Source organism: Jatrophihabitans lederbergiae, assembly GCF_031845305.1.
Lineage (GTDB): Bacteria > Actinomycetota > Actinomycetes > Mycobacteriales > Jatrophihabitantaceae > Jatrophihabitans_A > Jatrophihabitans_A lederbergiae.
The window spans coordinates 104102-125627 of sequence record NZ_JAVREH010000001.1; the positions used below are offsets into that span (position 1 = coordinate 104102).

Sequence of the window (21526 nt, forward strand, 5' to 3'; positions counted from 1 at the left end):
CGGGGCCGGCACTCTCAGCGGGCAGCAGTCGTAGCGGAGCAGCACTCTCAGCGGGGCAGCACTCTCAGCGCGAGCATGCTCAGGACGCGGCCGGCTCCAGCACGGTCGCGGCGATCGAGGCCAGGTGTGACATCCGGATGATCTCGCTCGCGAGCCAGCGCAGCCCGGGCCGGCCCACCAGGATCGCGTTCGGCCCCAGCGGTGCCACCGCCAGCTCGGTGCCGAGCTGGCCCCAGTCCACCGGCGCCCAGCCCTCGTCCGCGCTCAGCGGTCGGGGCGGCGTCGGCGGCCACCAGGGGGCGACCAGCGTCTCGATCTCGGGCGCGGCCGCACTACGGGCGACGACGGTGGCGCGGTCGCCGTCCAGCTCAGGCGCTTGCAGCACCAGCGCCCAGCCGGCCCGGAACAGGCGGCAGAAGCCATCGGCCAGCACCCGCGGCGCTTCCTCCGGGGCGACGGCCAGCTTCTCGAGCAGCTGCAGCTCGCGGAACGGGTCGATCACACCGGCGTACGGCCGGATGGACTCGACCCGAACGCCCTCCACGCTGCTGGCCGCTGAGACCAGTGAGTCGGCCAGCTTGCCCGCCGGCAGCTCGACCACCAGGTCGTCGATGGCCTGTCCGGCCGAGCGCTCGACGATGTCGACGCTCAGGATGTCCGCGCCGGCGTGTCCCAGCGCCGACGCGACAGCTCCCAAGGCACCCGGACGGTCGGGCAGGACGACGCGGATGAGGTGGGACACGGCCACAGTCTGCCAAATGGATATATCTCTGCTGTTACGACGAGCGGGTTGGACCGGCACCAGTTCCCGATCCTGTTTCGGCGCCGCTGGCAACCGGGAGCCGCCCGGGCCGGTCGTTTGTCGGCGGCGAGCCCTAGACTCAGGACCCGTGTCCGATGATCGCACCACCCTCACCCGCGACGAAGTCGCGCACCTTGCCCGGTTGGCCAGGCTGGCCGTGACCGATGACGAGCTCGACCTGTTCGCGGGCCAGCTCGACGTCATCCTCACCGCCATCGCGCGGATCGGCGAGGTAGCCGCGGCCGACATCAAGCCAACGTCGCACGCCGTGCCGTTGCAGAATGTGCTGCGTCCGGACGAGGTGCGGCCGTCGCTGCCCCGCGAGGATGTCCTCGCCGGAGCGCCCTCGGTTGAGGACGACCGTTTCCGGGTGCCGCAGATCCTGGGAGAAGAAGAATAATGGCCGACCTGGTTGAACTGAGCGCCGCCGATACCGCCGCCGCCATAGCGGCCGGTGAGACGAGCGCGGTGGATGTCGCCCAGGCGCACCTGGACCGCATCGCCGACGTGGACTCGCAGTTGCGGGCCTTCCTGCACGTCGACGTCGACGGCGCGCTGTCCGCGGCGAAGTCCGTGGACGACCGTCGCGGCACGGGCGAGGAGCTCGGCCCGCTGGCCGGCGTGCCGCTGGCGATGAAGGACGTCGTCGTCACCAAGGGGCTGCCGACCACCTCGGGCTCGAAGATCCTGCAGGGCTGGATCCCGCCGTATGACGCCACGGTGACCCGCAGGATCCTCGACGCGGGGCTGGTCATGCTCGGCAAGACCAACATGGACGAATTCGCCATGGGGTCCTCGACCGAGAACTCGGCGTACCACCCGACTCACAATCCTTGGGATCTGTCCCGGGTGCCCGGCGGTTCGTCCGGCGGTTCAGCGGCCGCGGTGGCCGGTTTCGAGGCGCCGCTGTCGATCGGTACCGATACCGGCGGGTCGATCCGCCAGCCCGCGGCCGTCACCGGCATCGTGGGCCACAAGCCCACCTACGGTGCGGTGAGCCGTTACGGGCTGATCGCCTTCTCGTCCTCGCTGGACCAGGCGGGCCCGTTCGGCCGTACCGTGCTGGACACCGCGCTGCTGCACCAGGTGATGGCCGGGCACGACCCGATGGACTCCACCTCCATCCCGCAGCCGGGCCCGGACGTCGTCGCCGCGGCGCGTTCGGGAGCGCGCGGCAACCTTGCCGGCCTGCGCATCGGGGTCGTGCGTGAACTCGACGGTGCCGACGGTGGCTACCAACAGGGCGTGCTCGACTCCTTCCATGAGGCCGTGCGAACGCTGGAGTCCCTCGGGGCCGAGGTGGTCGAGATCTCGTGCCCGCACTTCGGCTACGCACTGGCTGCGTATTACCTGATTGCGCCGAGTGAATGCTCGTCCAACCTGGCGCGCTTCGACGCCGTCCGCTACGGCCTTCGGGTCGGCGACAACGGCAGCCACTCGCTCGAGGACGTGATGTCACTGACCCGCGAGCAGGGCTTCGGGCTCGAAGTGAAGCGCCGGATCATGATCGGCACCTACGCGCTGTCGTCGGGCTACTACGACGCCTACTACGGGCAGGCGCAGAAGGTTCGCACCCTGATCGCCGGGGACTTCGCCGCGGCATTCAAGCAGGTCGACGTCCTGGTCTCACCCACGTCGCCGTTCGTGGCATTCGGCCTGGGCGAGCGGGTCGATGACCCGATGGCGATGTACGTCAACGACCTCTGCACGCTGCCGGCCTCGCTGGCGGGCACCCCCGCGATCTCGGTTCCCTGCGGGCTGTCCGACGAGACCGGCTCCGCGCTGCCGGTGGGCCTGCAGGTGATGGCCCCGGCGATGTCCGATGACCGCTGCTATCGGGTGGGCGCCGCCTTCGAAGCTGCCTACAACGCCGCCAACGGGCCGATTCTGGCCCGCATCCCCACGCTGGCTCGCAACGTCGGAGCGGGCCCGGACGGAGCCACACGATGACTCTCAGCTATGACGCGACCAGCTACGACGATGTGCTGACCCGGTACCAGCCGGTGTTCGGGCTCGAAACCCACGTCGAGCTGGGCACCGCGTCCAAGATGTTCTGCGGCTGCTCCACCGTCTTCGGTGCCGAGCCCAACACCCACACCTGCCCCGTGTGCCTGGGCATGCCGGGCGCGCTGCCGGTGGTCAACGCCTCGGCCATCGAGTACGCCATCAAGATCGGCCTGGCGTTGAACTGCTCGATCGCGTCCTGGTGCCGGTTCTCCCGCAAGAACTACTTCTATCCCGACATGCCGAAGAACTACCAGATCTCGCAGTACGACGAGCCGATCTGCGGCGAGGGCTATCTCGACGTCGACGTCAACGGGCAGACGGTCCGGGTCGGCATCGAGCGGGTGCACCTGGAGGAGGACACCGGCAAGAACACCCACCTGGGTGGCGCGACCGGCCGCATTCACGGCGCCGACTACTCGCTGGTGGATTTCAACCGAGCCGGCATCCCCCTCGTCGAGATCGTCACCAAGCCGGTCGAGGGCACCGGCACGATGGCACCCGAGGTGGCCCGCGCCTACGTCGCCGAGCTGCGCGACATCCTGCGCACCCTCGGGGTCTCCGACGTCAAGATGGAGCAGGGCAGCCTGCGCTGCGACGTGAACACCTCGTTGTCCCCGATCGGCAGCTCCGAGTGGGGCACCCGCACCGAGACCAAGAACGTGAACTCACTCCGCAGCGTCGAGCGGGCGATGCGGTCGGAGATGATCCGGCAGGCCTCGATCCTGGATGCTGGCCGCAAGATCAAGCAGGAGACCCGGCACTTCCAGGAGACCACCGGGACGACCCGGTCCGGGCGCAGCAAAGAAGAGGCGACCGACTACCGCTACTTCCCCGAGCCCGACCTGGTGCCGGTCGCACCCGCGCCGGACTGGGTGGCTGAGATCCGGGAGTCGCTGCCGGAGCTACCGGCCGCGCGCCGGGCTCGGCTGCAGTCCGAGCTTGCCCTCACCCCGGACGAGCTGCGGGCCCTCGTCAACGCCGGCCTGGTGGACGTCTTCGCCGACACGGTAGCCGCCGGCGCCCCGGCCGCGGAGGCGCGCAACTGGTGGCTCGGCTATCTGGCGCAGCTGGCCAACGCGCAAGAGATCGAGGCCTCGGCGCTGGCCATCACGCCCGCGCAGGTGGCCGCGGTGATCAGCCTGGTCGCCGAGGGCGCGTTGTCCACCGCACTCGGCAGGCAGGTCGTGGACGCCGTGCTCGAGACCGGTGAGGATGTTGACCGGGTCATCGCCTCCCGTGGGCTGGCCGTGGTGTCTGACACCGGGGCGCTCACCGAGGCTGCCGACGCGGCCATCGCCGCCAACCCCGCGGTAGCGGACAAGGTGCGCGGCGGCAAGATCCCCGCCGTGGGCGTGCTGGTCGGCTCGGTCATGAAGGCGACCCGCGGCCAGGCCGACGCCGCCACCGTCAAGGCAATCCTGCTGGAACGCCTCGGCGTCAGCGAGAACTAGCGCCTGTTCGGCTCAGACGATGGGGCTGCCGGAGTCCGACGAGGACGTGATCCGGATGACCCGGTCGTCCTCGGCCGTCGGCTTGCCGTGCCCGTCCCGGTTGCGGGTGGTCAGCCACAGGGCGCCATCCGGCCCGGCGACCGCGGTGCGAAGGCGACCGTAGGTTCCCTTGGCGGCGGGGGCGAAGGCTCCGATCACGCCCTTGGCGCTGATGCTTGCCACCGCCAGGGACTTGCCGGCGGACGTGGCGATGGTCAGCTGTCCGTTGCCGGTCGCGCAGCCACCGCCGCCCGGCGTCGTCGAGGGCAGCGTCTTGGCGGCACCGACCGACAGGTTGCTCGGGCGAGGCCACCCGTAGTCCACCCCCGCCTTGACGATGTTCACCTCGTCCGGCGTGCGCGAGGCTCCGCTGCCCGCCGTCGCCGAGATGGCGATGCGCACGCCGGACTTCGGATCCACGCACAGGCCGTCGACGGAGCGCAGGCCGCGGGCGTACACCCGCGAGGTCGGCGACGGGTTGTCGGCAAGCGGCTGCCCGATGTCGTTGGTCCGCAGGATCTTGCCTGCCAGGCTGGTGGCTGACGCGGCCAGCGCCGGACGTCCGGCGTCACCGGTTCCGGTCAGCAGGGCACCGGTCGCGTCGAAGGCGATGCGGCCGGAATTGCCTGTCCTGCCCTTGGGAATCCCGCCAATGACCGTGGACGGAACCGAGCCGAGCGCGAAGTGCAGTACCCGGTTGTCCGTCGCGGTGGTGACGTAGGCGTAGACCAGCCCGTCCTGGTCGAAGGTCCGCGACAGTGCCAGATCCAGCAGGCCGCCATCGCCGGTGCCGTCGACTCCCGCCACGGTCTGCACGAGTACGGCCGGCCTGCCGGCCACCGGCTGAACTCGGAAGATCTTGCCGGTCCTCCGCTCGCCGACGAGTGCGGTTCCGTCGGGCAGCACGACCAGACCGGTGGGTTGGTCGAGCTTGCTGGCCACCACGCTGGGATCGGTCGCGGGCGTGGACCGGCCGGGGCTGGCTGCGGACCCGTTCGGTGCCGGGGCCGGCTGGCTGCCGCCTGGCATGGACGGCGCGGGGATACCCGGGTTGGGCAACTGCGGCTGCGGATCGTTGTTGCCCTGGTAGTTGGGTTGAGCGACCCACCCGCCGCTGTCGTCCTTGGACCCTGAGCTGCATCCGGTCAGGACGGCCAGCGCGATCGCGGCAGCGGCCGCCATCGCCCGTCGGGTCAGGAGTGGGGATGACACCCGGTCAGTCTGCCCGTTCCGGCGAAACTTTCCTACCGACCCGACGAACCGGGGTGGGGCGCGCGCGAGCCGGAGCACCGTTCGGCTCCGACTAGGATGGGAAGACATGAGAAGACTGTGCGTTCCCTCGGCCGCCATCCTCGACCGCGTACGCGCGGTGGCTCCGGACCTGGAGCTCGCCGAGAGCGCGTTGGTGTGGCAGGACGCCGCGACACCGCCGGCGGACGTGGCCGAGATCGAGTTCTGGGTACCGCCCTTTCTCGGCACGGACCAGGACGCGGCGCGGGCGGCGGTGGCGCAGATGCCCAACCTCAAGGTCATCCAGACGCAGTCGGCCGGTGTCGACGTCGTGCTGCCGATCGTGCCCGAGGGAGTCTCGCTCTGCGATGCCCGGGGCGTGCACGGCTCCTCGACCTCGGAGTGGGCGCTGACGGCGATCCTGTCGGTGCTGCGGGAGTTTCCGCGATTCGAGCGTGCCCGCCAGGCCCGGCACTGGGACCAGACGGCGACGGACGAGCTCGCGGGCAAGCGGGTACTGATCATCGGCGCCGGTGATGTCGGGCGCCAGCTCGGTCGCCGGCTGTCCGCGTGTGACGCGACGCCGGTGTTCGTGGCCCGGACGGCTCGCGACGATGTGCACAGCATGACCGAGCTGCCGCAACTGCTGCCCGAGGCGGATGTGGTGGTGCTCATCGTTCCGAAGACGTCCGAGACGATCGGCATGGTCGACGCGGCGTTCCTGGCGCGACTCAGGGACGGTGCGCTGGTGGTGAACGCCGCCCGCGGTCCGGTGGTGGACACCGACGCGCTGCTGGCGGAACTGCAATCGGGCCGGCTGCGTGCTGCCCTGGACGTGGTCGAACCCGAGCCGCTGCCCGCGGACCACCCGCTGTGGGCCGCGCCGAACCTGCTCATCACCCCGCACGTCGGCGGGGCGGTGCCCGGGCTGCCCGGCCGCTTCGCAGAGCTGCTGGTGGCTCAACTGCGCAGGTTCGGCAAGGGTGAGCCGCTGGAGAACGTCGTCGTGGGTGAGTACTGAGCAAGCGCGTACAGAGTAAGCGCGTACAGAGCGGGCGAGTGCTGAGCGACGGGTAGCCGGTGGATCAGCCGGGGTTCTTGGCGGGATCCGGAATCCGCCCCCGGCCGGCAGCTACCAGCGCGTCGAGCCGGGTGCTGCGGATGCACGGCAGCCGCACCTGGCCGTCGCTGCGGTCCACTGCGTACACCGACCCCGAGGGGTCCAGCCGCAGCCCCGCGATCTCGTCCCAGGTCACGAGCTGCGAGCCGAACAGGCCCTGCGCCGTGATGCCGCGCTCGTCGACCACCGTCGCGGTGCGGGCCAGGAACGCCGCGCCTGCCAGCGGAATCAGATACACCAGCAGCTGAATGGGCGAACGCACCAGGGCCGTAGCGCATAGCGCCACGAAAGCCACAATTAGGTATCCCGAAGCCGGATGCTTGATCACGGTGCGCTGCATCGCCGTCATGGTGTGTCAGCGTAGGTCGTACGCTCTTCGTCGTGACGACTGAGCAGCCCGGTAGTAAGCCGCAACACCGCAAGCCGCACTCCGGAGCGGTCACCGACGGCATCCAACGCGCCGCCTCGCGCGGCATGCTGCGCGCCGTCGGCATGGGTGATGACGACTGGCGCAAGCCACAGATCGGGGTGGCCTCGTCCTGGAACGAGATCACCCCCTGCAACCTGTCGCTGAACCGGCTCGCCAAGCGCGCGAAGGTCGGCGTGCGGGGTGCGGACGGGTTTCCACTGGAATTCGGCACCATCTCGGTCTCTGACGGCATCTCGATGGGCCACGAGGGCATGCACTACTCGCTGGTCTCCCGCGAGGTGATCGCCGACTCGGTCGAGACGGTGTTCCGCGCGGAGCGCCTCGACGGCGGCGTGCTGCTCGCCGGCTGTGACAAGTCACTGCCCGGCATGTTGATGGCCGCCGCACGGCTCGATGTCGCGGCGGTGTTCCTGTATGCGGGTTCGACCCTGCCCGGCAAGCTGCACGGCAACGACGTCACCATCATCGACGCCTTCGAGGGGGTCGGTGCCTGCCTGGCGGGCAAGATCACCCGCGACGAGCTCGACGAGATCGAGCGTGCGATCTGTCCGGGAGAGGGTGCCTGCGGCGGGATGTACACGGCGAACACGATGGCCTCGGCCGCTGAGGCGCTGGGGATGTCGCTCACCGGTTCGGCCGCCCCGCCCGCCCCGGATTCGCGCCGCGACGCCTACGCCGAGCGCTCCGGAGAGGCTGTGGTGCACCTGATCGACGCCGGCATCACGTCGCGCCAGATCCTGACGAGGCAGGCGTTCGAGAATGCGATCACGGTGGTGATGGCGCTCGGCGGCTCCACGAATGCGGTCCTGCACCTACTGGCGATCGCCCACGAGGCCGAGGTAGAGCTGGAGTTGGCGGACTTCAACCGGATCGGCGACAAGGTTCCGCACCTGGCCGACATGAAGCCGTTCGGCCGGTTCGTGATGACCGACGTCGACCGCATCGGCGGCATCCCGGTGGTCATGCGCGCTTTGCTGGACGCCGGTCTGCTGCACGGCGACGCCCTGACGGTCACCGGAAAGACGCTCGCCGAGAATCTGGAGTTGATTTCACCGCCGCTGCCGGACGGCGAGGTCATCCGGCCGATGAACCGGCCGATCCACCGCACCGGCGGCATCACCATCCTGCACGGCTCCCTGGCTCCCGAGGGCGCGGTGGTGAAGACCGCCGGCTTCGACGCCGAGGTGTTCGAGGGAACGGCGCGGGTCTTCGACCGCGAGCAGGCCGCGATGCAGGCGGTCGAGGACGGCACGTTGAAGGCTGGTGACGTGGTGGTCATCCGATGGGAGGGGCCGAAGGGTGGCCCGGGCATGCGCGAGATGCTCGCCATCACCGGCGCGATCAAGGGGGCTGGCCTCGGCAAGGACGTGCTGCTGCTCACCGACGGCCGCTTCTCCGGCGGCACCACCGGCCTCTGCATCGGCCATGTCGCTCCCGAGGCCGCGGTGGGCGGCCCGATAGCCCTGGTTGCCGACGGCGACCGGATCGTGGTCGACATCGCCAATCGGACGATCGAACTGGACGTGGACTCCGACGAGCTGCAGCGCCGCCGCGATGCCTGGCAGCCGCTGGCGCCGCACCTGAACACCGGGGTGCTGCGCAAGTACGCCCAGCTCGTCGGCTCCGCCGCTCAAGGCGCCGTCTGCTAGCCGCTCAGTTGGCCGGCTAACTGAGCGGTGAGCCCAGCTGCCGGAGGATCGCCCGCGCCGCACGCGCCCCGGAGGCGAGCGCGCCCTGCTGTGACGGGGTGTCGCGGTGGTCGCCGGCCACGAACAGGATGTCGCTGAGCCGCACCGGCTGGCGCAGCACCAGCGGCGGAACGGCCGCCGGAAGGGCCGCGTCGATCTGGTCGGTCCGCAGCAGCTCCCACTCGGCGGTGGACCCGCCGAAGATCAGCCGGGCGTGCTCGGTGACCAGCTGCGGGTCGACGGCCGGTCCCACCACGCTGCACTGGATCAGCGCGCGAGAGTCGGGGGAGTACCCCGGCGCGACCGCGGACATCACCACGGCGTTCACGACCGGGCCGCGGCGCAGGCCGTCCACGTGCAGGATCGGCCGGGCACAGGGCGGCTGCGGGCCGACGAACCAGAAGGTGCTCAGCGTCCGGGTCAGCGGGGAGGCCAGCCCGGTCAGTGTCGCGGCGCCGGCCGGATCGGCGGCGACCAGGACCGCGCGGGCAGTCACCGTCCCGTGCGAGGTGTGCACCGCACCTGCCGCCACCCGCTCCACGCGGACACCGGTAACCAGCGCTCCGGCGGGCAGCGCGGCCGCCAGCTGCTCCGGAAACGCTCCCATCCCGGCGTCCGGAACCGCGGGCGTGCCCCGTACGAAGGTGCGCATCAGCAGCGAGACGTAGTGCGCCGAGGTCTCACCGGTGTTCTCACCGAGCACGCCGGCCAGGAAGGAATCCAGCACGCCGGTGCGCAGCGGGCCGGTGATGCCCGCGCGGTTCAGGGCGGCTCCGTACGGCTCGTCCGGGCCGGCCGTCAACCGGCTCACCGGCTCGACCGCGCGCCGGGCAGCCCAGGCGGCCAATCGGGTCTTGACCGCGATCGATCCCACCGGTGCGCGCAGGGTGGCGAGCAGCTCCGCGGGACGGCGCAGCGGGTCGGCGAGTACCACCCGGCTGTCCGCCAGCGCCACCCGGACGCCCGGCTCGAAGCTGCGCAGCGCCAGCCGGGGCAGGTCCAACACGCCCCGCTCGGCCAGCCGGCGCACCTGCGGGTACGCGGGATTGAGCTGCTGAAAGCCACGGTCCAGCCGGAAGCCGTCGACCACGTCGGTTCGGACCCGGCCGCCCGGGCGGTCCGAGGCCTCCAGCACCGTGATGGTGAGGCCCGCGCGTACCAGTGCCACCGCCGCCGCCAGCCCCGAAAGTCCCGCGCCGACGATGGCGACATCGACCTCGGAGAAAAGCCCACTCGCCATGGCAGCACTGTATGCGTGGATGGCATCGTCCCGCTCAATGAGATCCCGTTCCCGAAGAGTTGAACGGCTCGCGAAGCGGGGTGTAGAGTTTCTCGCATGCAGCGCCTCGTACTTATCGACTAGCGCGTCCTCAGCGGCAGACCGCCGCAGACGACGCGCAAACCCTTCGTGCCTCAGCACGAGGGGTTTTTTGTTGCGGCAGAGCTACTTGGACGTCCGAGCAAGACCGCTAGAAGGAGACACGGGTACATGACAGGGACATTCGCCGAAGAGCAGGTGAGCGGAGCGAAGTCGCTGGTTCGATCGCTCGAAGAGGTGGGCGCGGACGTGGTGTTCGGTATTCCGGGCGGCGCGATCCTGCCGGCGTACGACCCCCTGTATGACTCCACGAGAGTTCGCCACATCCTGGTCCGCCACGAGCAGGGCGCAGGACACGCGGCAGAGGGTTATGCGCAGGCCACCGGCAGGGTGGGCGTCTGCATGGCGACATCCGGACCGGGTGCCACGAACCTGGTCACGCCGATCGCGGACGCCTTTCTCGACTCGGTGCCGATCGTGGCCATCACCGGTCAGGTTCCGTTTCCGGCGATCGGCACCGATGCCTTCCAGGAAGCCGACATCTCCGGCATCACCCTGCCGATCACCAAGCACAACTTCCTGGTTCAGCACCCCGAGCAGATTCCGCAGACCATCGCGGAGGCGTTTCACCTTGCGGCAACGGGCCGTCCGGGACCGGTGCTGGTCGACATCCCCAAGGACGTGCTGCAGGCAGGCACCACCTTCAGTTGGCCACCGACGATCGACCTGCCGGGTTACCGTCCGGTGCTCAAGCCGCACGGCAAGCAGATCCGCGAGGCGGCCAAGCTGATTGCCAGCGCGCGACGTCCGGTGCTCTACGTCGGCGGCGGCGTGCTCAAGGCCCGGGCCACCGCGGAGCTGCGAAAGCTCGCCGAGCTGACCGGCATTCCGGTCGTCACGACTTTGATGGCGCGCGGTGCCTTTCCCGATTCGCACCGTCAGCACCTGGGCATGCCCGGCATGCATGGCACGGTCGCCGCGGTGACGGCGCTGCAGAAGAGCGATCTGCTGATCGCGCTGGGAACCCGGTTCGATGACCGGGTGACCGGCCGCCTGGACTCGTTCGCACCGCATGCCACGGTGATCCACGCCGACATCGATCCCGCTGAGATCGGCAAGAACCGGATCGCCGAGGTGCCCATCGTCGGTGATGCGCGCGAGGTGATCTCGGAGTTGATTCCCGCGGTCCAAGCCGAGTACGCCGCCGGCAACCGCTACGACCTGACCGGGTGGTGGCGCGAGGCCGACCGGTGGCGCACGACTTACCCGTTGGGGTATGAGGATCCGGCCGACGGCAGCCTGGCGCCGCAGTACGTCATCCAGCGGCTCGGAGCCATGGCCGGTCCGGACACCATCTTCGCCTCGGGCGTCGGTCAGCATCAGATGTGGGCCTCGCACTTCATCTCCTATGAGAACCCCTACACCTGGTTGAACTCCGGCGGTGCCGGCACGATGGGCTACTCGGTGCCAGCCGCGATGGGAGCCAAGGTCGGCGCACCCGACAAGCTCGTCTGGGCGATCGACGGGGACGGCTGCTTCCAGATGACGAACCAGGAGCTGGCGACCTGCGCGATCGAGGGCATCCCGATCAAGGTTGCCGTGATCAACAATGGCAATCTCGGCATGGTGCGGCAGTGGCAGACGCTGTTCTACGAGGAGCGTTACTCCAACACCAACCTCGGCACCCACTCGATCGGTGAGCCCGGCACGTCGGGTGCCACCCGCCGCATTCCGGACTTCGTGAAGTTGGCCGACGCTCTGGGTTGTGTTGGGCTGCGGTGCGAGACGAAGTCCGAGGTCGATGCCACGATCGAGAAGGCGATGTCGATCGATGACCAGCCGGTCGTGGTCGACTTCACCGTCGGCAAGGACGCGATGGTCTGGCCGATGGTTGCCGCCGGCACCTCGAACGATGAGATCATCGCCGCCCGCGGTATCCGTCCCAACTTCGACGCGGGGGTTTGAGATGAGCGCTTGCGTGAAGATCGGAAGCCGATAATGTCTATCCACACCCTGTCCGTGCTGGTCGAGAACAAGCCGGGCGTACTGGCCCGGGTGTCGGGTCTGTTCAGCCGACGCGGCTTCAACATCGAGTCACTGGCGGTGGGCCCCACCGAGCATCCCGAAATCTCCCGGATCACGATCCTGGTGTCCGTCGAGGGCAATGCGCTGGAGCAGATGACCAAACAGCTCAACAAGCTGATCAACGTGCTCAAGATCGTCGAGCTCGAGCCGGGTCAGGCAGTGCAGCGCGAGTTGCTGCTGGTGAAGGTCAGAGCCGATGACACCAACCGCAGCGGCGTGGTCGACATCGTGGAACTGTTCCACGCGAAGGTGGTCGACGTCAGCCTCGAGACGCTGACTGTCGAGGTCGTCGGGCCGCCCGCCAAGCTTGAGGCGATGCTCAAAATGCTGGAGTCCTATGGCATCCGAGAGATGGTGCAGTCCGGAATGGTCGCGCTCGGCCGCGGTCCCCGCTCGATGACCCAGGCAGCGTTGCGGGCCGTCGAGCGTAACGCCGGCTAACCCAGCACGTCAGGTACGAACCCGAGGCCGTCGCAGGGATGGCCCACCCGAATGAGAGGGAACGCCGCACATGGCCGTGGAGATGTTTTACGACGACGACGCCGACCTGTCCATCGTCCAGGGACGCAAGGTGGCCGTGCTCGGCTTCGGTAGCCAGGGTCATGCCCACGCGCTGAGCCTGCGCGACTCGGGCGTCGACGTGCGGGTGGGCCTTCCCGAGGGTTCCAAGAGCCGCGGCAAGGCCGAGGACGCCGGGCTGCGCGTGCTGACCCCGTCCGAGGCCTCGGCCGAAGCCGATCTCATCATGGTCCTCGCGCCCGACCACAAGCAGCGGGCGCTCTACACCGAGTCGGTCGAGCCTAACCTGAAGGACGGTGACGCCATCTTCTTCGGGCACGGCTTCAACATCCGGTTCGGCTACATCAAGCCGCCGGCGAACGTCGATGTCGCGATGGTCGCACCCAAGGGCCCGGGCCATCTGGTGCGGCGGCAGTTCATCGACGGCAAGGGCGTGCCGGTGCTGGTGGCCGTGGAGCAGGACGCGTCCGGATCGGCCTTCCCACTCGCACTGTCCTATGCCAAGGCCATCGGCGGCACCCGGGCCGGCGCGATCAGGACGACCTTCACCGAAGAGACCGAGACGGACCTGTTCGGCGAGCAGGCGGTGCTCTGTGGTGGTGCCTCGCAGCTGGTGCAGTACGGCTTCGAGGTGTTGACCGAGGCCGGGTACGAGCCGGAGATCGCGTACTTCGAATGCCTGCACGAGCTCAAGCTGATCGTGGATCTGATGTACGAGGGCGGAATCGCCAAGCAACGCTGGTCGATCTCGGACACTGCCGAGTACGGCGACTACGTGTCAGGCCCGCGAGTGATCGACGCCCATGTGAAGGACAACATGAAGACGATCCTCGGCGAGATCCAGGACGGGTCGTTCGCGGCTCGCTTCATCGCCGACCAGGACGCGGGGGCGCCGGAGTTCAAGGCGTTGCGCGCCAGGGGCGAGCAGCACCCGATCGAAGAGACCGGCCGCAAGCTGCGCGGGTTGATGAGCTGGGTCAACAGCGATTCCGACTCCGACTACCAAGAGGGCACGGCAGCTCGCTAGAGCTGGCCGCCCCATCGATCCGCCGCCCCATCGATCCGCCGATTCACCAGCAGACGATTCACCAGCAGACGATTCACCAGCAGAGAAGGACAAAGCCGATGAAGCTAGCCGTGGTGCCCGGTGACGGAATCGGGATCGAGGTGACCGAGCAGGCTCTCGCGACGCTGGAGGCGGTGCTGCCCGGTGTGGACAAGACCTCCTACGACCTCGGCGCGGGACGGTGGCACCGCACGGGGGAGGCGCTGCCCGACTCGGTGCTGGCCGAGTTGCGCCAGCACGACGCGATCCTGCTCGGCGCGGTCGGCGATCCCTCGGTGCCGTCAGGGGTTCTCGAACGCGGACTGCTGCTCCGGCTGCGTTTCGAGCTCGACCACTTCGTCAACCTGCGCCCGGCGAAGCTGTATCCGGGTGTCGCCACCCCGCTCGCCGGCAATCCGGCGATCGACTTCGTTGTGTACCGCGAGGGAACCGAGGGACCGTACGTCGGCAACGGCGGGGCGTTGCGCAAGAACACGCCGCATGAGATTGCCACCGAGGTCAGCATCAACACCGCCTTCGGTGTCGAGCGCGTGGTGCGGGCGGCGTTCGAGGGCGCCGCCCGGCGTCCACGTCAGCACCTCACCCTGGTGCACAAGAACAATGTGCTTGTGTACGCAGGTGATCTCTGGTTCCGCACCGTGCGGCGGGTCGCCGAGGAGTACCCGGCGGTCACGGTCGCCTACCACCACGTCGACGCGGCCACCATCTACCTGGTGACCGACCCCGGACGCTACGACGTGATCGTCACCGACAACCTGTTCGGCGACATCATCACCGACCTTGCCGCCGCGGTGGCGGGCGGAATCGGTTTGGCCGCAAGCGGAAATGTGAATCCGACGGGGACCTCGCCATCGATGTTCGAGCCTGTCCACGGGTCCGCACCGGACATCGCCGGGCAGGGCAAGGCTGACCCAACGGCGGCGATCCTGTCGGTGGGAATGCTGCTGACCCACCTGGGCCACGATGCGGAGGCGTCGCGGGTCGAAGCCGCAGTGGCAGCAGACCTGGCCTCGCGCGACTCATCGTCTCCGGGCTCCACGAGTGAGATCGGCGAGCGGATCGCGTCCGCCGCAGCCTCCTGACTCGCCCGGTTCCCAACCGATAGGAACAGCCATGCTCACCGACGATTTCCACGTGTTCGACACGACATTGCGCGACGGCGCACAACGCGAGGGCATCAGCTATTCGGTCGCCGACAAGCTCGCCGTGGCGCGCCTGCTCGATTCCCTCGGCGTCGGCTTCATCGAGGGCGGCTGGCCGGGCGCGGTACCCAAGGACACCGAGTTCTTCGCCCGAGCGGCGCAGGGTGAGCTGCAGCTCAAGCACGCGACGCTGGTGGCGTTCGGGTCCACGCGCAAGGCCGGGGTGGCGGTGCGCGAGGACCGGCAGGTGCAGGCGCTGCTGGACAGCGGTGCTCCGGTGATCACCTTGGTGGCCAAGTCCGACGTCTGGCACGTCAAGCGCGCGCTGCGCACCACGCTGGATGAGAACCTCGCAATGGTGAGCGACACGGTGTCGTTCCTGCGGGCGGCGGGTCGCCGGGTGTTCGTGGACTGCGAGCACTTCTTCGACGGCTACAAGCACGATTCCGATTACGGCGTCAGGGTTCTCGACGCGGCACAGGCGGCCGGTGCGGACGTCGGAGTGCTGTGCGACACCAACGGCGGCATGCTTCCGATGGGCATCGGGGACACCGTCCGTGCCGTCCGTGCCCGTACCGGAATCCGGCTGGGTATCCACACCCAGGACGACACCGGGTGTGCCGTCGCGAACACCCTGGCCGCGGTCGACGCAGGCGTGACGCACGTGCAGGGAACCGCGAACGGCTACGGCGAGCGAGCCGGTAATGCCGACATTTTCGCCGTGCTCGGCGGCCTGGTGTTCAAGATGGGGCTGAACGTGCTGCCCGAGGGAACCATCGGCGAGAGCATGCGGGTCTCGCACGCCATCGCTGAGATCGCCAACCTGGCTCCGGACACGCACGCGCCGTACGTGGGCAGTTCGGCCTTTGCGCACAAGGCAGGACTGCATGCCTCCGCCATCAAGCTGGGACCCGAGTTGTACAACCACATGGACCCTGAACTAACCGGCAACAGCCAGAAGATCCTGATCACCGAGATGGCCGGCCGGGCGTCGGTGGAGCTGAAATCCGCCGAGCTGGGCATGGACGTCACCGATCGTCCGGACGTGGTGAGCAGCGTGGTGGACCGCGTGAAGGAGCGGGAGTCATCGGGCTGGTCGTACGAGGCCGCCGATGCCTCGTTCGAGTTGCTGGTCCGCGACGAGCTGCACACCGCGCCCAGCCAGTTCCGGCTGGAGTCCTACCGGGTGATCATCGACCGGCGCGAGGACGGCGCGCTGGTGACCGAGGCGACCGTCAAGGTGCACGCGGGGGAGCAGCGCATCATCACCACCGCCGAAGGCAACGGGCCGGTCAATGCCCTGGACCTGGCGCTGCGGTCGGCGCTCGGCGAGGTTTTCCCACGGCTGGCGGCACTCGAGCTGTCGGACTACAAGGTGCGCATCCTGCCGGGCAAGCACGGCACGGACGCCATCACCCGGGTGCTCATCGAGACGTCGGACAAGAGCACCGAGTGGACGACGGTGGGCGTGCACCCGAACATCATCGAGGCGTCCTGGCTGGCGTTGGAGGATGCGGTGCGGTTCGGTCTGCTGGAGCGCTGACGGGCATGAGTAGGTTCACGTTGCGGAATCCATGGCGGCCGGACCGTTTCACCTTTCTTGATGGGCAGGTTCGTCGCCTCAGTGAGCTGTTGGAGACGCCGCCGGGTGTCGAAGTCGGTCAGCGGCTCCTGACGCCAGGCATCGATGGTGCGGGCCAGGAGGTGCAGTTGGGCGATGTCGGTGTTGACGCAGTAGGTCAGCCACCGGTGCAGTCGCTGGGCAGCTCGGATGCGGCCTGTGGCGGCGTAGCGGAGCCGGACGTCTTGGGCGGTGATCCAGGTCGGCCGAGGCGGGTGACATGAAAGCGGTCCAGCACCCGGGGCGCTGCCGGAAGACTGGTCGCGGGGGGCGGTGGCGTGGCATAACCACGGAACGGATCCGGTGCCGCCACGGCGATTGGATCCCGCCATTCAGGTGGGCGTTGATTCACCCATCCCGATAAAGCTGGTCCGACCGGCCAGCCACGGTGTCCAGCAACCAGGGGTAGTCGTACTCGCGCACCGCGGCCATGACCGTGGCCCAGCCGCCCCCAACTGCCCAGCGGCCTACGCAACTGTGTGACCGTCCTGCCCCACCCGGCGAGCTCGTTCGGTCAGGCAGACACGCGCCGGATCGCCTCGCTGTGCGCTCGGTCCAGGTCCGCGCCCGATCACCACGTTTCATTTGGAAGAGCAAGTTCTGTCAGACCCTGTCCGTAGTGTCCAGGACATGGCGGACATGAACGGCGGCGCGGTCTCGGGCGGGTTGACCGAGGCGGCCAACGGGCTGTCGTTTTATCTTGGCGACGTCTCCGCCGGAGTCCTGAGCAGCCTGTCGGACGGCGATCTGCTCGCTGAGTTACGCGAATGTGAGGCCCTGCGACGGCGCTGGTTGATGGTTGATGCCGCGCTGGTCGCCGAACTGGAACGGCGTTCGTTTGCCGGACGGTTGGCAATGCCCTCGACATCGACGCTATTGCAGGGTGTTCTGCGGCTGTCCCCGACCGAGGCGCGGCAGCGGGTCGATGCGGCCGCGGTGTGCGGACCGCGATGGTCCCTGACGGGCGAGCGACTCGAGCCGCTGCTACCCCGGGTCGCCGCGAGCCAGGCGGACGGTGTGCTGTCTGCCGAGCACGCGCGGGTGATCGCTTCGACGATCGAGCGCCTTCCCGCATCGGTGGCCCCAGCCGACGCTATTGCCGCTGAGGAGCACCTCGTACTGGCCGCCGGGCAATTGCGGCCGCGCGAGGTCGGTCTGGTGGGGCAGCGGATCCTCGCCCACTTGGATCCCGACGGCGTCTTGCAGTCCGATGCCGAACACGCTCGACGGCGCTCGTTCAGCGTGACGCCCGAGTCTGGCGGCGGTTACCGGGCGTCCGGGCGGCTGACGCCGGCATGTGGCGCGCTGCTGCTGACCTGGCTCAGCCCGCGCGCGGCACCCCGGCCGGCAACTTCCGAGGGGCCCCATAACTCAGGTGACAACGCTGCCGAAGACAACAGGTCCGCTACTGGTGCGCCGTCGGAACGCGTGCAGGACGCCCGGTCGTACGGGCAGCGCATGCATGACGCGCTAGAAGAGTTGGCCGGACTCGCGGTCCGTAGCACCGAAGTTGTCGAATCGGGCGCGCCGGCACAGGTCATCATCACCATGACCGCCTCGCAGCTGGCCGATAGGAGCGGCCTGGCCGAGACCTCCTTCGGGCAACTGCTAACGGTTCCCGAGGCACTGCGATTGGCCGACGAGGCCGCGATCAGCCTGCTGGTGCGTGATGCTCGCGGGGCGATCCTCAAGCATGGCCGACTCAAACGAATCGCGACGAGAGCCCAGACACTCGCGTTGATAGCCCGGGACAGGGGCTGTTCCTTTCCTGGCTGTGACAGGCCGCCGGAATGGTGCCAGCGCCATCACGTCGTTGGCTGGGCAGAGGGTGGCCGGACCGATCTGGACAACCTCACCTTGATTTGTGGCTACCACCACCGTCACTTCGAAGCCGAGGGTTGGTCGTGCCGGCTCGTCGAGGGACTGCCGACCTGGATTCCTCCACATTGGATCGACCCCGAGCGCAGACCACGACGCAACCACCGCATCACCCATGAGCTGCGGTAACGCCGGGTCCCGGCGCGGGCTCCCGGTCTCCCCGGGGCCGAATACGAGGAGGGCGTCAACGCCATCCGGCATGCGGACATCCGGCATGGGGACACAGGGCGACCCGACATCCGCCATGCGGAAATCTAACATGGGAAGGTTCGACCTGCCGTGGGCAGCCACGGTTTACCTAGCTTGGTTCGGCCTGCCTAGCTTTGGTTCGGCCTGCCTTCGCTGTCCTGGAGCCGGCCGACCTCCGCCCTTCCCGCAGCGAACGTCAGACGCGCCGTAGTGATTTCACAGCGCAGTCGTCCACGCCGCAGGCGCCGCAATTCGAGCCGCAGCTATCGGCTCCGGTGAGCGCTGCCTCGCCGAGGATCGCGTCATCCAGTTGCTGTTCTCGCGCGGCGGCCTCGTCCAGGGCGGCTGAGCGCTGCAGGCCCCAGGCGACGCCGAGTACCAGCACGGCCAGAACGATCAACACCACACCGACGAGCTTCCAAACGATGCCACCCGCCACAACCGGGACCGCTCCGGCCACCAGCAACACCGCACCGAAGGGCATGAGCACCAGTGCCATCTGCCGCCGTCGCGCCGGCGCGATGCGGTTCAGCTCGTCGCTCACACGATCCAGTATCCGACATGCGGGCGGCCGCAGGAGCACCGGTAGCCTGAGTGCCGTGCGCATCGCGAGATTTGTTCATCCTGGTGGAATTGCTTGGGGCGTCGTCGAGGGAGTGGTCGAGGCGGGGTCCAAGCCCAGCTTCGATGCGCTGACCATCGCGGCCATCAAGGATCATCCGATGGGGCCGATCGAGTTCACCGGGGACCGCTTCGCCGTGGGCGACGTCCGGTTGCTGGCCCCCATCCTGCCGAGCAAGGTGCTGGCCATCGGCCGCAACTACGCCGCCCACGCGGCCGAACTCGGCAACAGCGTGCCGGAGCGGCCGCTGATCTTCCTCAAGCCCTCCACGTCGGTCATCGGCACCACCGACGTGATCCGGCTCCCTGCCGATTCCGAGCAGGTCGAGCACGAGGCCGAGCTGGCCCTGGTGATCGGCAAGGTCGCCAAGGACGTCCCGCGCGAGCGCGCACTCGACGTGGTGTTCGGCTACACCTGCGCCAACGACGTGACCGCCCGCGACCAGCAGCGCGCGGACGTGCAGTTCACCCGGGCCAAGGGGCACGACTCGTTCTGCCCCATCGGTCCCTGGATCGAGACGTCCTTCGATCCGTCGGCGGTCCGGGTGCGGGCGCTGGTCAACGGTCAGACCAGGCAGGACGGCAACACCGGCGACATGATCTTCGACGTCGCGACCATGGTGTCGTTCATGTCGCATGTGATGACCCTGGTGCCCGGCGACGTCATCCTCACCGGAACCCCCGAGGGCGTCGGCAGGATCGTCGACGGCGACACGGTCACGATCTCGATCGACGGCATCGGTGACCTGGTCAACCCGGTGCGGCGCAAGTGAGTACCCCAGGAGCGGCGGTGCACCCGGCCACCGGCAGCGACATCCGCGTCCGGTTCTGCCCGTCCCCGACGGGCAATCCGCACCTCGGACTGGTGCGCACCTGCCTGTTCAACTGGGCCTACGCCCGGCACGTCGGCGGCACCTTCGTCTTCCGGATCGAGGACACCGACGCCGCCCGGGACTCCCAGCAGTCCTACGACCAGTTGCTGGATGCCCTGCGCTGGCTCGGGCTCAACTGGGACGAGGGCCCTCAGGTCGGCGGCCCGTACGGCCCCTACCGGCAGAGCGAGCGCCGCGGGCTGTATGCCGAGGTCATCGACAAGCTGCGGGCGGGCGGCCACCTCTACGAGTCGTTCTCGACCCCGGACGAGGTCGAGGCCCGGCATCGGGCGCAGGGTCGGGACCCGAAGCTGGGCTATGACAACTTCGACCGCGACCTGACCGACGAGCAGCGGGCGGCGTTCCGGAGCGAGGGTCGCCTGCCGGTGCTTCGCCTGCGGATGCCGGACCAGGACCTCGGCTGGCGCGACCTGGTGCGGGGCGACGTCAGCTTCGCGGCCGGCAGCGTTCCGGACTACGTGTTGGTGCGCGCCAATGGGGAGCCGCTGTACACGCTGGTGAATCCGGTGGACGACGCGATGATGCGGATCACCCACGTGCTGCGTGGCGAGGACCTGCTGCCGTCCACGCCACGCCAGATAGCCCTCTACCGGGCGCTGATGAACGTCGGCGTCGCCGAGTTCGTGCCGGAGTTCGGGCACCTGCCCTACGTCATGGGCGAGGGCAACAAGAAGCTGTCCAAGCGCGACCCGCAGGCGTCGCTCAATGCCTACCGCGAGGCCGGTTACCTGCCCGAGGGACTGATCAACTATCTCGCCCTGCTGGGCTGGTCGATCGCCGATGACCACGACATCTTCAGCCTGGACGAGATGATCGCCGCCTTCGATGTGGCCGACGTCAACGCCAGTCCCGCGCGCTTCGACGTCAAGAAGAGCCTGGCCATCAACGCCACCCACATCCGTCTGCTTGCCGGCCCTGACTTCGCTCGTCGGCTGCGGGACTTCCTCGCGTCCACCGGGCTGATCGCGGCCGAGCCGACGCCCGAACAGCGCCGGCTCATCGAGGGCGCGGCGCCGCTGGTGCAGGACCGGGTGCAGACCCTCGGCGAGGCCGCCGAGATGCTCGCCTTCCTGTTCGTCGCCGACGATGATTTCGTGCTGGACGAGGCAGCGACCGCCAAGCAGCTGGGTGACGCCGGCCAGGCGGTGCTCAGCGCCTCGGTCGGTGCGTTGGAAGGCCTGGCGGAGTGGACCACGGACGGCATCGAGCAGGCGCTGCGGGCGGAGCTCATCGAGCGGCTCGGGCTCAAGCCCCGCAACGCCTTCGGCCCGCTGCGGGTCGCGGTGACCGGAAAGCAGATCTCGCCGCCATTGTTCGAGTCCATGGAACTGCTGGGGCGCGACATCTCTCTCGGTCGGCTCCGGTCAGCTCAGAAGTGATGTCGGCAGGGACGTGGCACGGCTGCTCAGAGCAGCGGTTCGCCACGC

Annotated in this window: 18 protein-coding genes; 13 read left to right on the forward strand and 5 right to left on the reverse strand. The window is 68.8% G+C overall.

From position 1 onward, the window contains the following. Positions 1-79 precede the first annotated feature (79 nt). Positions 80-742, reverse strand: coding sequence for an ACT domain-containing protein (locus tag RM423_RS00460; protein WP_311421018.1), 663 nt, complete (start codon positions 740-742; stop codon positions 80-82). A 148-nt stretch (positions 743-890) separates the two neighbouring features. Here RM423_RS00460 and gatC point away from each other — a divergent pair, with 148 nt between their 5' ends. Genes gatC through gatB form a run of 3 tightly spaced genes read left to right on the forward strand, consistent with a single transcriptional unit; the run spans position 891 to position 4260 of the window. Next, on the forward strand, positions 891-1202 hold the full coding sequence (gene gatC, locus RM423_RS00465; RefSeq protein WP_311421019.1) for an Asp-tRNA(Asn)/Glu-tRNA(Gln) amidotransferase subunit GatC: 312 nt from the start codon (positions 891-893) through the stop codon (positions 1200-1202). After that, positions 1202-2752, forward strand: coding sequence for an Asp-tRNA(Asn)/Glu-tRNA(Gln) amidotransferase subunit GatA (gene gatA / locus RM423_RS00470; protein ID WP_311421020.1), 1551 nt, complete (start codon positions 1202-1204; stop codon positions 2750-2752). Before gatC ends, gatA begins: the two co-directional genes overlap by 1 nt. Continuing rightward, positions 2749-4260 carry an Asp-tRNA(Asn)/Glu-tRNA(Gln) amidotransferase subunit GatB gene (gene gatB / locus RM423_RS00475; RefSeq protein WP_311421021.1) on the forward strand — a complete coding sequence of 504 codons (1512 nt, stop codon included), beginning with the start codon at positions 2749-2751 and terminating at the stop codon, positions 4258-4260. Before gatA ends, gatB begins: the two co-directional genes overlap by 4 nt. Positions 4261-4272: 12 nt before the next feature. Here the strand turns inward: gatB and RM423_RS00480 are convergent, their stop codons facing one another. Continuing rightward, entirely contained in the window at positions 4273-5511 is a 1239-nt protein-coding gene (locus RM423_RS00480) for a PQQ-dependent sugar dehydrogenase (RefSeq protein WP_311421022.1), read from the reverse strand. Between the two features lie 106 nt (positions 5512-5617). Here RM423_RS00480 and RM423_RS00485 point away from each other — a divergent pair, with 106 nt between their 5' ends. Then, positions 5618-6550: a 2-hydroxyacid dehydrogenase gene (locus RM423_RS00485; protein WP_311421023.1), complete on the forward strand. Its 933-nt coding sequence runs from the start codon at positions 5618-5620 to the stop codon at positions 6548-6550. Positions 6551-6614: 64 nt separating this feature from the next. On the opposite strand, the gene RM423_RS00490 is transcribed toward RM423_RS00485, so the two are convergent. Continuing rightward, the gene (locus RM423_RS00490; protein WP_311421024.1) at positions 6615-6998 is read right to left on the reverse strand and encodes a PH domain-containing protein; all 384 of its coding nucleotides are present in this window, start codon (positions 6996-6998) and stop codon (positions 6615-6617) included. A gap of 32 nt (positions 6999-7030) precedes the next feature. On the opposite strand from RM423_RS00490, the gene ilvD reads away from it, so the two are divergent. Beyond that, complete coding sequence (ilvD, locus tag RM423_RS00495; protein ID WP_311421025.1) at positions 7031-8728, forward strand: dihydroxy-acid dehydratase; 1698 nt, start codon at positions 7031-7033, stop codon at positions 8726-8728. 16 nt (positions 8729-8744) lie between these two features. Here the strand turns inward: ilvD and RM423_RS00500 are convergent, their stop codons facing one another. After that, positions 8745-10007 (reverse strand): FAD-dependent oxidoreductase, encoded by a 1263-nt coding sequence (locus tag RM423_RS00500; protein WP_311421026.1) that lies wholly within the window; start codon positions 10005-10007, stop codon positions 8745-8747. 249 nt (positions 10008-10256) lie between these two features. Between RM423_RS00500 and RM423_RS00505 the strand changes: the two genes are divergently transcribed. From RM423_RS00505 to RM423_RS00530, 6 genes are all read left to right on the forward strand, one after another. After that, entirely contained in the window at positions 10257-12050 is a 1794-nt protein-coding gene (locus tag RM423_RS00505; protein ID WP_311421027.1) for an acetolactate synthase large subunit, read from the forward strand. A gap of 33 nt (positions 12051-12083) precedes the next feature. Next, positions 12084-12611: an acetolactate synthase small subunit gene (gene ilvN / locus RM423_RS00510; RefSeq protein ID WP_311421029.1), complete on the forward strand. Its 528-nt coding sequence runs from the start codon at positions 12084-12086 to the stop codon at positions 12609-12611. Positions 12612-12681: 70 nt separating this feature from the next. After that, complete coding sequence (gene ilvC, locus RM423_RS00515) at positions 12682-13716, forward strand: ketol-acid reductoisomerase (protein WP_311421030.1); 1035 nt, start codon at positions 12682-12684, stop codon at positions 13714-13716. A gap of 98 nt (positions 13717-13814) precedes the next feature. Continuing rightward, positions 13815-14837, forward strand: coding sequence for a 3-isopropylmalate dehydrogenase (locus RM423_RS00520; RefSeq protein WP_311421031.1), 1023 nt, complete (start codon positions 13815-13817; stop codon positions 14835-14837). A 31-nt stretch (positions 14838-14868) separates the two neighbouring features. Further along, positions 14869-16440: a citramalate synthase gene (cimA, locus tag RM423_RS00525; RefSeq protein ID WP_311421032.1), complete on the forward strand. Its 1572-nt coding sequence runs from the start codon at positions 14869-14871 to the stop codon at positions 16438-16440. Between the two features lie 708 nt (positions 16441-17148). Continuing rightward, entirely contained in the window at positions 17149-18525 is a 1377-nt protein-coding gene (locus RM423_RS00530) for an HNH endonuclease signature motif containing protein (RefSeq protein WP_311421033.1), read from the forward strand. 256 nt (positions 18526-18781) lie between these two features. On the opposite strand, the gene RM423_RS00535 is transcribed toward RM423_RS00530, so the two are convergent. Then, a complete protein-coding gene (locus RM423_RS00535; protein WP_311421034.1) occupies positions 18782-19129 on the reverse strand; it encodes a hypothetical protein in 348 nt (115 codons plus the stop codon). Positions 19130-19184: 55 nt separating this feature from the next. On the opposite strand from RM423_RS00535, the gene RM423_RS00540 reads away from it, so the two are divergent. Continuing rightward, positions 19185-19979, forward strand: coding sequence for a fumarylacetoacetate hydrolase family protein (locus tag RM423_RS00540; RefSeq protein ID WP_311421035.1), 795 nt, complete (start codon positions 19185-19187; stop codon positions 19977-19979). After that, complete coding sequence (gene gltX, locus RM423_RS00545; protein WP_311421036.1) at positions 19976-21478, forward strand: glutamate--tRNA ligase; 1503 nt, start codon at positions 19976-19978, stop codon at positions 21476-21478. The genes RM423_RS00540 and gltX overlap by 4 nt, the downstream gene beginning before the upstream one ends. The last annotated feature ends 48 nt before the right edge of the window (positions 21479-21526 follow it).

Bases quoted from the DNA above. Each gene is read 5' to 3' on its own strand.
- gatA (WP_311421020.1), top strand. From the start codon at position 1,202: ATGGCCGACCTGGTTGAACTGAGCGCCGCCGATACCGCCGCCGCCATA.
- RM423_RS00505 (WP_311421027.1), top strand. From the start codon at position 10,257: ATGACAGGGACATTCGCCGAAGAGCAGGTGAGCGGAGCGAAGTCGCTG.
- ilvC (WP_311421030.1), top strand. From the start codon at position 12,682: ATGGCCGTGGAGATGTTTTACGACGACGACGCCGACCTGTCCATCGTC.
- RM423_RS00485 (WP_311421023.1), top strand. From the start codon at position 5,618: ATGAGAAGACTGTGCGTTCCCTCGGCCGCCATCCTCGACCGCGTACGC.
- RM423_RS00500 (WP_311421026.1), bottom strand. From the start codon at position 10,007: ATGGCGAGTGGGCTTTTCTCCGAGGTCGATGTCGCCATCGTCGGCGCG.
- ilvN (WP_311421029.1), top strand. From the start codon at position 12,084: ATGTCTATCCACACCCTGTCCGTGCTGGTCGAGAACAAGCCGGGCGTA.
- RM423_RS00530 (WP_311421033.1), top strand. From the start codon at position 17,149: ATGGCGGACATGAACGGCGGCGCGGTCTCGGGCGGGTTGACCGAGGCG.
- RM423_RS00490 (WP_311421024.1), bottom strand. From the start codon at position 6,998: ATGACGGCGATGCAGCGCACCGTGATCAAGCATCCGGCTTCGGGATAC.
- gatB (WP_311421021.1), top strand. From the start codon at position 2,749: ATGACTCTCAGCTATGACGCGACCAGCTACGACGATGTGCTGACCCGG.
- RM423_RS00520 (WP_311421031.1), top strand. From the start codon at position 13,815: ATGAAGCTAGCCGTGGTGCCCGGTGACGGAATCGGGATCGAGGTGACC.
- cimA (WP_311421032.1), top strand. From the start codon at position 14,869: ATGCTCACCGACGATTTCCACGTGTTCGACACGACATTGCGCGACGGC.